Consider the following 12,512-nt stretch of genomic DNA (forward strand, 5'->3'; position numbering starts at 1 on the left):
CCCCGCGCCGCCCCGCGCTGGGTCGGATTCCGTCCCGGTCATGGGTGACCGATCGGGGTGGCCGGATCAGATCGTCGCCGGGACGTCCTCGTCGAGGAACTCGCCGGCGTCGAAGGACTCGCCCTCGGCCTCGGCCGGAGCCTCCTCCTTGACGGCGTACTCGCCCACACCGAGGGTCTGCAGGATCTTCTGCTCGATCTCGGCGGCGAGGTCCGGGTTGTCCTTGAGGAACTGGCGGGCGTTCTCCTTGCCCTGGCCCAGCTGGTCGCCCTCGTAGGTGAACCAGGCGCCGGACTTGCGCACGATGCCGTTCTCCACGCCCATGTCGATGAGGCCGCCCTCGCGGGAGATGCCCTCGCCGTAGAGGATGTCGAACTCGGCCTGCTTGAAGGGCGGGGCCATCTTGTTCTTCACGACCTTGACGCGGGTGCGGTTGCCCACGGAGTCCTGACCGGTCTTGAGGGTCTCGATGCGGCGGATGTCCATGCGCACGGAGGCGTAGAACTTCAGGGCCTTGCCGCCCGTGGTGGTCTCCGGGCTGCCGAAGAACACGCCGATCTTCTCGCGCAGCTGGTTGATGAAGATCGCGGTGGTGCCCGAGGAGGACAGCGCACCGGTGAGCTTGCGCAGCGCCTGGGACATGAGGCGCGCCTGCAGGCCGACGTGGGAGTCGCCCATCTCGCCCTCGATCTCCGCCTTGGGCACGAGCGCGGCGACGGAGTCGACGACCACCACGTCAAGGGCGCCGGAGCGGATCAGCATGTCGGCGATCTCGAGGGCCTGCTCGCCGGTGTCCGGCTGGGAGACCAGCAGGGCGTCGGTGTCCACGCCGAGCTTCTTCGCGTACTCGGGATCCAGGGCGTGCTCGGCGTCGATGAAGGCGGCGATGCCGCCGTTGCGCTGGGCGTTGGCGACCGCGTGCAGGGCCACCGTGGTCTTGCCCGAGGACTCCGGGCCGTAGATCTCCACGATGCGGCCGCGGGGCAGGCCGCCGATGCCGAGGGCGGCGTCGAGGGCGACCGAGCCGGTGGGGATGACCTCGACCGGAGGGCGGGTGTCATCGCCCAGTCGCATGATCGAGCCCTTGCCGAACTGGCGGTCGATCTGGGCGAGGGCGTTGTCGAGGGAGGACGCTCGGTCCTTGGACGCGCGGTCCTTGGGTGCGGAGCTGGACTTCGCTGCGGGCATGTTCTGTTCCTTCCGGGGAGCCGGTGCGACCGGCGGATGCGTGCCGTGCGGCCACACTAGGTCGACGGTCGGACATCCGGGAGGATCCCGCCCCGCCTGTGGATGGAGGGCCCTTGTGGAGGACCCGTGGGCGAGGGCGGATCGGTCCTGTGCGGAACCGGTCGTCGGGCGCCACGATACCCGAACAGATGTTCGAACGCACGTATGCGACACGCGGCGCGCCGGTCGTCCGGCGCGCCGCGTGGAAGAAGGGCCCGCGTGCTGGCGAGGCGCCCTGCGGCCCCTCAGCGATGCCGCAGCTCGGGAGGGATCTCCCAGCGCCGCGACTCCGGGACGTCCATCTCGTCGCACAGAGCGGTCCAGACCGCCCGCACGTCCTCGCCCTGGGCGATCGCCTGGGCGGGGGTGCGGTGGCCGAGCCGCGCGAGGGCGAGCTCCTGCGTGTACGTCGTCGCGAGGGTGCGCCCGAAGACGTGGTCCGCGAGCTGCGTGTACTCGCTGCGGCGCACGTCAGGCGGCGCCGACGAGGCTCTCGGTGCCGTCGGCCAGACCCTCGGGGATGGTGTCGGGGATGCTCATGCCCTCGGCCACGGCGATGCGGTCGGAGACCTCGCGCAGCACGAAGGACAGGGGCATGCCGAGCGCCTCGGTGACCGAGGAGAGCAGCTCGCTCGAGGCCTCCTTCTGGCCGCGCTCGATCTCGCTGAGGTAGCCCAGCGAGACGCGGGCGTCCGAGGAGACCTGTCGGAGGGTGCGACCCTGGGAGCGCCGGGTCTCGCGCAGGACGTCGCCGAGCTCCTGGCGGAAGAGGATCATGGGTCGGACTCCCTTCGTGTGCGCGGGGGCGGCCGTGGCCGCATCCGCGTGTGCGTGCGTGTCCCTGCGGGGGGTGCGGAGCGCCCCGGCGGGGAGCTGCGCTCCCGCGCGCAGGGTCCCGGGACGGGTGGTCGCGCGGGCGGGCGCCGGGTGTCCGGGGCGCCGTGCGCGGGTGGGATTCATCGTGCTCATCACGGTGAGTGCAACGTCCCGACCGCTCCGGGTGTTCCCGATCCTACGGTCGGCTCCCTCGGAGAACCCAGTGCATTGCCCCTCATGACGCTGTGCGGACGAGCCGTCGAACCCCGGCCGAGGGTTCCCTCGGCGCATCGCGCGAGGTCAGAAGGGGGCCTGCGCCATCCGTTCGAGCTCGGTGCGCAGCAGGTCGAGCGCGACGCCGACGCTCTCCTCACGGATCTCGGCGCGAGATCCGGCGAGATGCAGCTCACGCTCGAGGGCGATCCGGGACTCCGGCGCGGACCGCTCCCCGCCCCCGCGCACCGCGACGGCGAGGTGGACGGTCCCCTCGGGGACGCCGCGATCGTCGGCCCCCGGACCGGCGACCCCGGTGGTCGACACGGCGAGATCGGCGTCGTAGAGGGCGAGGGCGCCGCGGGCCATGGCCCGGGCGACCTCCGCCGTGACGGCGCCGGTGCGCTCGAGCTCGGAGGCGTCGACCCCGAGCACGCGGCGCTTGGCCCCGTAGCTGTAGCAGGCCGCTCCCCCGGCGACGCATGCGCTCGCGCCGGGAACGTCCACGAGCCGCGCGACGACGGCTCCGGCGGTGAGCGACTCCGCGGTCGCGAGCTGCAGCCCGGCCTCGGTCGCGAGAGCGATCACCGCCCGGGCGGTGTCCGGGGACCCGCTCATCGGCGGGAGGTCGAGGAGAGGGCCTCGCGACGCAGCCGCAGGCCGTCCTTGAGGTTCACCAGGCCCGAGTAGACGGTGAGGACCAGGGCGATCACCACGAGGGCGAGGCCGATCCAGCGCGCCGGGCCCCACCACAGCTCGAAGGGCAGTAGACAGAAGGTGATCGCGATCGTCTGCATCATCGTCTTGGTCTTGCCCGCGAGGTTCGCCGGCAGCGCGCCGTACTTGAGGATCGTGAAGCGCATGATGGTGATGCCGAACTCGCGCAGCAGGATCAGGATCGTCATCCACCAGGGGATGTACTCCCAGACCGAGAGCATGACGAAGGCGGCGCCGGTCATGGCCTTGTCCGCGATCGGGTCGACGATCTTCCCGAAGTCGGTGATGAGGTTCCGGCTGCGGGCGAGGTGCCCGTCGAGGAAGTCCGTGATCATCGCGAGCACGAAGATCGCCGTGATGACGAGCCGCCCGGAGATGACGTCCGGGTAGAAGGCGGCGACGACGACGAACACCGGCACCATCACGCAGCGGATCATCGTGAGGATGTTCGCGATGTTCCACAGCGGGACGGGCGGGGCGTCCGGGTGGGTCTGCGGGGCGTTCATGCCTGCTCCTCGGTCGGCGTCGATGACGCCCGGTCGGGACTCGCGGTGTCGATCGCTCGGGCGCCGACGGCTCACCTGCCGGTGAGCTGCCAGGCGTCCTCGCTCTCTCCCTCCGCGGAGTCGTAGTCGTCGTAGTAGTCGGTCGCGACGTCGCCCGCGTCGTGGGCGAGCGGGTCCTGGCCGTAGCGGTCGGGGGCGCCGCCCTGTGCCGAGGCGGAGGGGGCGGGGCCGCCGGGGCCCGCGGGCGCGTCCCCGGAGCCGTCGTCGCCCTCGTCAGCCCCGCCGTATCCGGCGTCGTCGTACGCGTCCTCGGAGTACCCGGCCCCGTCGCCCACGTCGGTGCCGGAGTCGAAGGGGGCGTCGGAGTCCGAGGGGGCGCGGCCCGCTGACCCGGGATCGTCCTCGCCCTTGATGCGGGCCACGGCGCCGGCGAGGTCGTCGGGGCCGACGAGGACGTCGCGGGACTTCGAGCCGATCGACGGGCCGACGATCTCACGGGACTCGAGCAGGTCCATCAGGCGGCCGGCCTTGGCGAAGCCGACGCGGAGCTTGCGCTGCAGCATGGAGGTCGAGCCGAACTGCGTGGTCACCACGAGCTCGGCCGCCTGCAGCAGCACCTCGAGATCGTCGCCGATGTCGTCGTCGATCTGCTTCTTGGCCGCGGCGACGGTGACGTCCTCGCGGTAGTGCGGCTTCATCTGCTTCTTGACGTGGTCGACGACCTTGTGGATCTCCGACTCGTTGACCCAGGCGACCTGGGCGCGCATCGGCTTGGCCTTGCCCATCGGGTGGAACAGGGCGTCGCCCTGCCCGATGAGCTTCTCGGCCCCGGGAGAATCCAGGATCACGCGGGAGTCCTGGAGGGAGGAGGTCGAGAAGGCCAGGCGGCTGGGTACGTTCGCCTTGATGATGCCGGTGACCACGTCGACGCTCGGACGCTGGGTCGCGAGCACGAGGTGGATGCCGGCGGCGCGGGCCAGCTGCGTGATGCGCTGGATCGAGGCCTCGACGTCGCGCGGGGCGACCATCATCAGGTCCGCGAGCTCGTCGACGACGACCAGCAGGTACGGGTACGGGGCGAGGCGCCGCTCGCTGCCCGCGGGCACCTCGACCTCCCCGGCGCGCACGGCCTTGTTGAAGTCGTCGATGTGCTTGAAGCCGAAGGTCGCGAGGTCGTCGTAACGGGCGTCCATCTCCTTGACGACCCACTCGAGGGCCTCGGCGGCCTTCTTCGGGTTGGTGATGATCGGCGTGATGAGGTGCGGGATGCCCTCGTAGATCGTGAGCTCCACGCGCTTGGGGTCCACGAGCACCATGCGCACCTCCTCCGGGGTGGCGCGCATGAGGATCGAGGTGATCATCGCGTTCACGAGGCTCGACTTGCCCGAGCCGGTGGCGCCCGCGACCAGCAGGTGCGGCATCTTCGCGAGGTTCGCGACGACGTAGCCGCCCTCGACGTCCTTGCCCACGCCCATCACCATCGGGTGCTCGTTGCGGGTCGCGACGGGGCTGCGCAGCACGTCGCCCAGGGCGACGGTCTCGCGGTCGGCGTTCGGGATCTCGATGCCGATGGCCTTCTTGCCCGGGATCGGCGAGAGGATGCGCACGTCCGAGCTCGCGACCGCGTACGAGATGTTCTTGTCGAGCGCGGTGACCTTCTCGACCTTCGTTCCGGGTGCGAGCTCGACCTCGTAGCGGGTGACCGTCGGGCCGCGCGAGAAGCCGACGACCTCCGCGTTGACGTTGAACTGGGCGAAGACCTCGCCGAGGGCCTCGACCACGCGGTCGTTGGCCTCGGAGCGGGACTTCGCGGGCGGGCCCTCGAGCAGGAACGACGAGTCCGGGAGGGTGTAGACGACGTCGCCCGCGAGCTCGAGCTGCTCCCCCGCGCGCGGCAGGTCTCCGCTGGGCGGGAGGATGATCTCGGGGCGCTCCTCCTGCGGCGCCTTCGAGGCCGCGGCCGCCGACGGGGCCTGGCGGGTCTGCTGGCCGTCCTGCGCGCTCGCGGCGCCCTGGCCGCGCGCGCCCTTCTGACCGCGCGCACCGGCGGCCGGCATCGGCGCGGTGCGCCCGTCGGCCCCGGCGCCGCCGACCGGGAGGGCCGCGGTCTTCCCGGGGAAGCCCTTGGCGCGGGCGTTCTCGTCGGCGACGACGTCGAAGACCTCGGTGCTGTCGGTGCCCTCTGCGCCGTCCGCGGCGCGGGCGCCCTTGCGGGTGCGGGCACCGCGGGAGCGGCGGCCGCCGGCCGTGTCCTCGTCGTCCTGCACGGCGCCGGAGAAGGCCTCGTCGCCCGCGTAGCCGAACTCGTCGTGGTCGCGCGCGGCGTCCTCGGCGATCTCCTTCTTGGTGCGGCGGCGACGGGGCTTGGGAGAGGCCTCCGCCTGCTCCTCGGCCGCGGCGGGGGCGGCGGAGCGGCGCGGGCGCAGTCCGAAGCTCTCGCGCTCGGCGTCCTCCTCCTCGCTGTGGCCGACGAGGCTCGCGTAGACGCCGCGGATCCGTGAGGGCAGCGCCTCGACCGGCGTGGCGGTGAGCACGAGCACCGCGAACAGCGCCACGAGGACGTAGACGGCGATCACCACGGGGGCCGGCACGAGGGCCTCGAGGGGCGCGGCACCCAGGTAGCCGAGGACCCCGCCGCCGGAGGCGAGCGCGTCGATCCCGTCGGACGGGGCGGGCATGCGCGCGTGGATCGAGGCGATAGCGGAGAACGAGACCATGAGCAGGGCGACGCCCAGGGCGATCCGCGTGTTCGCGCGCACGAAGTCGGGGCGCCGGAACATGCGCAGCGCCCAGCCGATCGCGAGCAGGGGCACCGCGACGGAGGCGATGCCGAAGGTCCCGCCGACCACCGCGTGCACGCCGTCGAACAGCGCGCCGGGCGCGCGGAACCACTCGCGGGTCGCCACGAGGGCCGCGATCAGCAGCAGGAACAGGGCGTAGCCGTCACGGCGCTGGTCGAAGGGGACCTCCCAGCGGGCCACGCCGATCGCGCGGATGAATCCGCCGATCGCGCGGGCGATGCCGAGGTACCCGGCGCGGACTGCGCGCACCGGGAGCGGGAGCGTCGACGGATCGTGGGCGGCCGCGCCGGCTCCTTGCGAGGAGCGGGAGGACGAGGTCCGGGACGAGCCCTTCGACGCACGTGCGGGGGAAGACGTACGTGTCGCCATGGGGCCAATCTACCCTCTCGGGCCCGTCGGACCCGGGTGCGGCGACACGGAGACGTGGCCGGGGCCCCCCCCCGGGGGGGGGGGGGGGGGGGGCCGGCCGCCCCCGGGGCCGCCCCCCCGGCTCCGTCCCGGATCCCGCTCGGGGCGAGCGGGATCCGGGACGTCCGGCACGGCGTGCGCCGGCCCGATCAGGCCTCGACGACCACCGGGATGATCATCGGGCGGCGGCGCAGGCGCTGGCCCACGTAGCGGCCCACGACCCGCCGCATGACCTGCTGCAGCTGGTGCGTGTCGCGCTTGCCGGTCTGCTCGGCGAGGGCCTTCTCGAGGGCCTTGACGATGTCGGGGCGGATCTTCTCGAAGACGGCCGTGTCCTCCGCGACGCCGCGCGCGTGGATCTCCGGGCCCGCGAGGATCTCGCCGGTCTCGGAGCTGACCACGGTGAACAGGGAGATGAAGCCCTCATCGGCGAGGATGCGGCGATCCTTGAGGTCGGCCTCGGAGATCTCGCCGATGCTGGATCCGTCCACGTACACGTAGCCGTTGGGGATCTCGCCCACGACCTTCGCGTTCCCGTCCTTGAGGTCGACCACGGAGCCGTCGTGCGCGAGGACCACGTGGTCGGAGGGCACGCCCGAGGACTCGGCGATGCGACCGTTGGCGATGAGGTGGCGGACCTCGCCGTGCACGGGCATGACGTTCTTCGGCCGCACGATGTTGTAGCAGTACAGGAGCTCCCCCGAGCTCGCGTGCCCGGAGACGTGCACGCGGGCGCTGCCCTGGTGGACCACCTCGGCGCCGAGGGCCATCAGGCCGTTGACGATCCGGAAGACCGCGTTCTCGTTGCCGGGGATCAGGGAGCTCGCGAGGATCACGACGTCCCCGGGGCCCACCGAGACGCGGTGGTCGCTGTTCGCGATCCGGCCCAGCGCGGCCATCGGCTCGCCCTGGCTGCCCGTGCACATGAGCACGACCTTCTCGTCGGGCAGGGAATCGATCTTCTTGACGTCCACGAGGGTGTTCGGCGGCACGTCGAGGTAGCCCATGTCCGAGGCGATCCCCATGTTGCGCACCATCGAGCGGCCCACGAAGGCGACCTTGCGGCCGTGCTTCGCGGCGGCGTCGAGGACCTGCTGGACGCGGTGGACGTGGCTCGAGAACGAGGCCACGACGATCTTCTGGCGCGAGCGCGCGAAGATCGAGTCGATGACCGGGCCGATCTCCCGCTCGGCGGTCGTGAAGCCCGGGACCTCGGCGTTCGTGGAGTCGACCATGAACAGGTCGACTCCCTTCTCGCCGAGCCGCGCGAAGGCGCGCAGGTCGGTGATGCGGCCGTCGAGCGGAAGCTGGTCCATCTTGAAGTCGCCGGTGTGCAGGACGGTCCCGGCGGGCGTCTGGATGTACACGGCGAGCGCGTCGGGGATCGAGTGGTTGACGGCGACGAACTCGCAGTCGAAGGGGCCGAAGCTCTCGCTGTCCCCCTCCTTGACGGCGAGGGTGTACGGCTTGATGCGGTGCTCGCGCAGCTTGGCCTCGATGAACGCGAGGGTGAGCTGGCTGCCGACGACGGGGATGTCGGGCTTCAGGCGCAGCAGGTAGGGCACGGCGCCGATGTGGTCCTCGTGGCCGTGGGTGAGGACGATCGCCGCGATGTCGTCGAGGCGGTCCTCGAGGTACTGGAAGTCCGGCAGGATCAGGTCCACGCCGGGCTGGGACTCCTCGGGGAACAGCACGCCGCAGTCGACGACGAGCAGGCGCCCGTTGTAGTCGAAGACGGTCATGTTGCGGCCCACGTCGCCGAGGCCGCCCAGCGGGATGATCCGCAGGGTGTCCTTGGCGGGCTTGCGGGGCTGCTGGAGCCGCTCGCTGAAGGGAGTGGTGAGTGTCATGGGTCCTTCCGGTGTTCAGACGAGCGGCGGGATCCCCTCGACGGCGGCGAGCGATTCTCTGAGCTCGGCCATCTGGGGTGCGCTCGCAGGGGCGAGGGGGCCGCGGACGGTCGCGTGCGGGAGGACGCCCTGGAGCACCAGGGCCGTCTTCGCGGCGACCGCACCGGGCATGCGGGTCATGACCGCCTCGACCACGGGGGCCAGGCGACGGTTGAGCTGCTGAGCAGCGGGGAGGTCGCCGGCCTGGACGGCGGCGACCATCTGCGCCTCGAGTTCACCGGCGACGTGGCCGACGACCGAGACGATGCCGGCCGCTCCGACGGCGAGCCAGGCGAGGTTCAGGGCGTCCTCCCCCGAGTAGTACACGAGGTCGGACTGGGCGGTGACCAGGGCGGCCTGCTGGAGGTCGCCCTTGGCGTCCTTGACCGCGAGGATCCGCTCGTGCTGGGCGAGGCGCAGGAGCGTCTCGTGCGCGAGCGGGACGCCGCTGCGGCCGGGGATGTCGTAGAGCAGGATCGGCAGCTCGGTGGCGTCGGCCACCTGCTCGGTGTGCGCGATGATGCCGTCCTGGGAGGGCTTCGAGTAGTAGGGCGTGACGACGAGCAGGCCCTGCAGGTCGAGGTCCGCGTGGGCGCGGGCGAGTTCGATGCTGTGGCGGGTGTCGTTGCTGCCGACGCCCGCGAGCAGCGTGATCCCGGGGCCGATGGCCTCGCGCACGGCCCTGACCAGGGCGATCTTCTCCGCGTCGCTCGTGGTGGGCGATTCGCCCGTCGTCCCGTTGACCACGAGGCAGTCGTTGCCGTGCGCGACGAGGTGCGCGGCGACGGCCTGCGCCGCATCCAGATCGAGGGTCGAACCGTCCTCGGTGAAGGGGGTGACCATCGCGGTGCCGACGGTGCCGAAGGGCCGTGCTGCCGGTGCGGGCTGGACGGTCATCTGTCCTCCTGGTGGGACTGCCTGGCTGGTGGGACTGCCTGATGGGGATGCGGGTGCGGCGAGCGGGCGCGTCAGGGTGCGACGCGGCCGCCCGCCTCGAAGGCGGCGTGGGTGAGCGGCATCTTCTCGGCGAAGTGCTGCTCCATGAGCTCGGCGACCATCTCGATCTCGCGCTGCGGGAAGGAGGGGAACGCAGAGTCGGGGCGCTGGGTGCGCAGGCTCAGGAAGTTCATCATGCTGCGCGCGTTCACGGTGACGTACATCGAGGAGTACAGGTTCAGCGGCAGCACCGTGCGGGCGACCTCGCGGGCGACGCCCGCCTCGAGCATCCGGCGGTAGCCCTCGTAGGCGGAGGTCGACTGCGCGCGCACGGTCTCGGTGACGAGCGCGTGCTGCTCGGGGGTGCCGGGCTCGAAGGTGTAGGCGCCGGGCTTGCCGACCTGCTGGAGGTTGCGCTCGGGGCCGGGCACGTAGAACACCGGCCGCATCTTCCGGTAGCGGCCGGACTCCTCGTTGTAGGAGGCCATGCGGTGGCGCATGAACTCGCGGAACACGAAGATCGGCGCCTCGACGTAGAAGGTGAAGCTGTTGTGCTCGAAGGGGCTGCCGTGGCGGTCGCGCATGAGGAACCGGATCAGGCCTTTGTCGCGCTCGCTCGCGTCCTCGCCCGCGGTGGCCAGCGTCTTCTCCCCCTGGGTCGAGACGCGGGCCGCGAAGACGACGTCGCCGTCCTGCGCCGCCGACCGCACCAGCTGGACGGTCATGTCGGACCGGAAGACGATGTCGCTCTCGCTGTCGCTCATGGTTCCCCAGGGTAGTCGAGGCGGAGGCCTCAGCGAGGCCGGGACATGGCGATGTCGCGGGCGCGCTGGGTGACGATCCCCTCCAGGTCGGGCGCGGTGTACGCGTCCTCCCCCACCCGGTGGCGCACGGCCGCGGCGAGCAGGTGGTCGGCGAGCGCCGGGTTCTTGGGGAGCACGGAGCCGTGCAGGTAGGTGCCGATGACCTCGCGGTGCACCGCGCCCTCGGTGCCGTCGGCCCCGTTGTTCCCGCCCGCGCGCGAGCTCTCCTGGCCGAAGGCGCGCACGGAGCCGAGCGCCGTGCAGTCCGCCCCGAGGGTGGTCAGCCCGGAGTGGTTCTCGTAGCCCACCACGGGTCCGAAGCGCTCGGTCTCGACGGTGAGGTTGCCGATCAGGCGGGTGCTGCTGCCGCGGGTCTCGACGTCCAGCAGCGAGATGCCGGTCAGCGGCTCGTCGGCCGTGTCGCCGGTCGCGGGCACGAACACGTGCCCGAACAGCTGGTAGGAGCCGCACACGGCGAGCATGGGGACGTCCTGCTCGGCCCACTCGCAGATCGCGGGGCCGTGGGAGAGGAGGTCGGCGGCGATGCGCACCTGGCCGGAGTCCTGGCCGCCGCCCGCGACCACGAGGTCCACGTCCGCGGGGAGCCGGTCGCCGACCTCGTGGGCCAGCAGCTCGACCTCGAAGCCGCTCCACTGTGCCCGCCGGATCAGCGTGAGGGTGTTCCCCCAGTCTCCGTAGATGTTCATCTCGGAGGGGTAGAGCTGCAGGATCCGCAGCGCCGGGGCGCCCTCGCGCGCGGGCTGCCGGTGCGGCGTCGGGACGGGGGTGAGGTCCGGGCCGGTCCCCGCGCTGCGTGGGGCCGACGGGGCGGGGTGCTCGTTCGTGCTCACAGGACCGTCTCCACGTGGGTGATCCGCGAGAGCTGCGCGCGCACGGCGAGCATCGCGGTGTAGGTGCAGAAGATGCGCATCGGCCGGCCGCTCGCGCGGGCGGCGTCGATCAGCGACCGCACGGCCGGCCCGAGGTCCGTCTCGACGCCGTCCACGAGCACCTCGTCGTAGCGCAGGCGCAGGGCCATGTCGTAGGCGCGCACGCCGCTGACCACGTGCACGCCGCTCGCGCGCAGGGCGCTGAAGTCGACGTCCCAGAGCCATGACATGTCCCGGCCGTCGGCGTACTCGTCGTTGATCGCGATCATCGTCTCCGCCGGGTCCGTGCCCGCGCTCAGCAGGCTCATCCGGAAGCCGGCGGGGTTCTTCACGAGGGCCAGCTCGAGGGGGACGCCGTCGACCTCGAGCATCTCGCCGCGGCCGAAGGCCGCGCGCACGTGCGCGAGGGCGCGCAGCAGGGCCGGGAGGTCCGCGTCGGCCCCGAGCAGGGAGGAGGCGAGCGCCAGGGCGCCAGTGGCGTTGAGCATGTTGTGCACGCCGGGCAGCACGAACTCGACCTCGTGCTCCGCGCCGTCGACGAGGATGCGGGCGCGGCGCCCGTCGATGGCCTCGAGCCGCGTGGCGGGGGTCTGCGTGTCGTCGGCGGGGCCGGCGCCGAGGCCCGCGTCCTCGAGCATCGCGCCCCCGGCGTCCTCGCGGCGCAGGTCGTCGTCGGAGAGGAAGACGCGGCGCAGCCCCTCCCCGATGCCGAAGCGCTCGACGCGAGCGCCCAGGTCGTCGGTGAAGCGCGGCGCGGACAGGCGCGGGTCGTCGCCGTTGAGGACGACGAGCTCGGTGCTGGCCTTCGCGACCGTGTGCAGGAGGTCGGCGGTGTGGTCGATCTCCCCGAAGCGGTCGAGCTGGTCGCGCATGACGTTCAGCAGCAGGCTCGCGCGCGGGCGCACCTGGCGCACGAAGTGCACGGCGTGGGCCTCGTCGAGCTCGAGCACGGCGATGTCGGCGGCGAGGCGGCCGCGGGCGTCGACCTCGGTGAGCAGGGCCGCCGCGACGCCGCGCACGAAGTTGGAGCCGGTGGGGTTGGTGAAGACCCGCAGACCCTGGGAGCGCAGCAGCTCCACCAGGATCTTCGTAGTGGTGGTCTTCCCGTTGGTGCCGGAGACGACGACCACGCCCAGCGGCAGCTCCTCGAGGGTGCGCGCGAGGAAGCCGGGGTCGATCCTCTCGACCACGAGTCCGGGGAAGGCGCTGCCCCCGCGGCCCCCGCCGCGGAGTCTGGCCAGGCGGCGCGCGGCACGGCCGGCGGCCACGGTGAGAGCGGAACGCATGCTCGGCATCGTACTGGAGC

11 protein-coding genes are annotated in these 12,512 nt (G+C 72.1%); all 11 read right to left on the minus strand.

The window, feature by feature from the left end; all coding sequences use genetic code 11:
* Positions 1 to 66 precede the first annotated feature (66 nt).
* The 11 genes from recA to I8D64_RS14785 all read right to left on the minus strand — a co-directional run bounded on the left by recA (position 67) and on the right by I8D64_RS14785 (position 12,501).
* Positions 67 to 1,188, minus strand: a complete 1,122-nt coding sequence (recA, locus tag I8D64_RS14735; protein ID WP_152353560.1) for a recombinase RecA — start codon at positions 1,186 to 1,188, stop codon at positions 67 to 69.
* 284 nt (positions 1,189 to 1,472) lie between these two features.
* A complete protein-coding gene (locus I8D64_RS14740) occupies positions 1,473 to 1,697 on the minus strand; it encodes a DUF3046 domain-containing protein (RefSeq protein WP_152353561.1) in 225 nt (74 codons plus the stop codon).
* Between the two features lies 1 nt (position 1,698).
* Positions 1,699 to 2,004, minus strand: a complete 306-nt coding sequence (locus I8D64_RS14745; RefSeq protein ID WP_152353562.1) for a helix-turn-helix domain-containing protein — start codon at positions 2,002 to 2,004, stop codon at positions 1,699 to 1,701.
* A gap of 339 nt (positions 2,005 to 2,343) precedes the next feature.
* Positions 2,344 to 2,874: a CinA family protein gene (locus I8D64_RS14750; protein ID WP_200503560.1), complete on the minus strand. Its 531-nt coding sequence runs from the start codon at positions 2,872 to 2,874 to the stop codon at positions 2,344 to 2,346.
* On the minus strand, positions 2,871 to 3,479 hold the full coding sequence (gene pgsA / locus I8D64_RS14755) for a CDP-diacylglycerol--glycerol-3-phosphate 3-phosphatidyltransferase (RefSeq protein ID WP_152353564.1): 609 nt from the start codon (positions 3,477 to 3,479) through the stop codon (positions 2,871 to 2,873). Before pgsA ends, I8D64_RS14750 begins: the two co-directional genes overlap by 4 nt.
* Before the next feature lie 71 nt (positions 3,480 to 3,550).
* Positions 3,551 to 6,529 carry an FtsK/SpoIIIE family DNA translocase gene (locus I8D64_RS14760; protein WP_343068594.1) on the minus strand — a complete coding sequence of 993 codons (2,979 nt, stop codon included), beginning with the start codon at positions 6,527 to 6,529 and terminating at the stop codon, positions 3,551 to 3,553.
* Positions 6,530 to 6,837: 308 nt separating this feature from the next.
* A complete protein-coding gene (locus I8D64_RS14765; RefSeq protein WP_200503562.1) occupies positions 6,838 to 8,538 on the minus strand; it encodes a ribonuclease J in 1,701 nt (566 codons plus the stop codon).
* A 15-nt stretch (positions 8,539 to 8,553) separates the two neighbouring features.
* On the minus strand, positions 8,554 to 9,474 hold the full coding sequence (gene dapA / locus I8D64_RS14770) for a 4-hydroxy-tetrahydrodipicolinate synthase (RefSeq protein WP_200503563.1): 921 nt from the start codon (positions 9,472 to 9,474) through the stop codon (positions 8,554 to 8,556).
* 71 nt (positions 9,475 to 9,545) lie between these two features.
* Positions 9,546 to 10,277 carry an FAD-dependent thymidylate synthase gene (gene thyX / locus I8D64_RS14775; protein ID WP_200503564.1) on the minus strand — a complete coding sequence of 244 codons (732 nt, stop codon included), beginning with the start codon at positions 10,275 to 10,277 and terminating at the stop codon, positions 9,546 to 9,548.
* A 29-nt stretch (positions 10,278 to 10,306) separates the two neighbouring features.
* Positions 10,307 to 11,167 carry a type 1 glutamine amidotransferase gene (locus tag I8D64_RS14780; protein WP_343068595.1) on the minus strand — a complete coding sequence of 287 codons (861 nt, stop codon included), beginning with the start codon at positions 11,165 to 11,167 and terminating at the stop codon, positions 10,307 to 10,309.
* Entirely contained in the window at positions 11,164 to 12,501 is a 1,338-nt protein-coding gene (locus tag I8D64_RS14785; protein ID WP_214651300.1) for a DUF1727 domain-containing protein, read from the minus strand. Before I8D64_RS14785 ends, I8D64_RS14780 begins: the two co-directional genes overlap by 4 nt.
* Positions 12,502 to 12,512 lie beyond the last annotated feature (11 nt).

It is taken from the genome of Brachybacterium halotolerans (assembly GCF_016623465.1).
Lineage (GTDB): Bacteria > Actinomycetota > Actinomycetes > Actinomycetales > Dermabacteraceae > Brachybacterium > Brachybacterium halotolerans.

Coding starts and splice junctions, on each gene's coding strand:
- I8D64_RS14765 (WP_200503562.1), bottom strand. CDS start 8,538: ATGACACTCACCACTCCCTTCAGCGAGCGGCTCCAGCAGCCCCGCAAG.
- recA (WP_152353560.1), bottom strand. CDS start 1,188: ATGCCCGCAGCGAAGTCCAGCTCCGCACCCAAGGACCGCGCGTCCAAG.
- pgsA (WP_152353564.1), bottom strand. CDS start 3,479: ATGAACGCCCCGCAGACCCACCCGGACGCCCCGCCCGTCCCGCTGTGG.
- I8D64_RS14785 (WP_214651300.1), bottom strand. CDS start 12,501: ATGCCGAGCATGCGTTCCGCTCTCACCGTGGCCGCCGGCCGTGCCGCG.
- thyX (WP_200503564.1), bottom strand. CDS start 10,277: ATGAGCGACAGCGAGAGCGACATCGTCTTCCGGTCCGACATGACCGTC.
- dapA (WP_200503563.1), bottom strand. CDS start 9,474: ATGACCGTCCAGCCCGCACCGGCAGCACGGCCCTTCGGCACCGTCGGC.
- I8D64_RS14750 (WP_200503560.1), bottom strand. CDS start 2,874: ATGAGCGGGTCCCCGGACACCGCCCGGGCGGTGATCGCTCTCGCGACC.
- I8D64_RS14745 (WP_152353562.1), bottom strand. CDS start 2,004: ATGATCCTCTTCCGCCAGGAGCTCGGCGACGTCCTGCGCGAGACCCGG.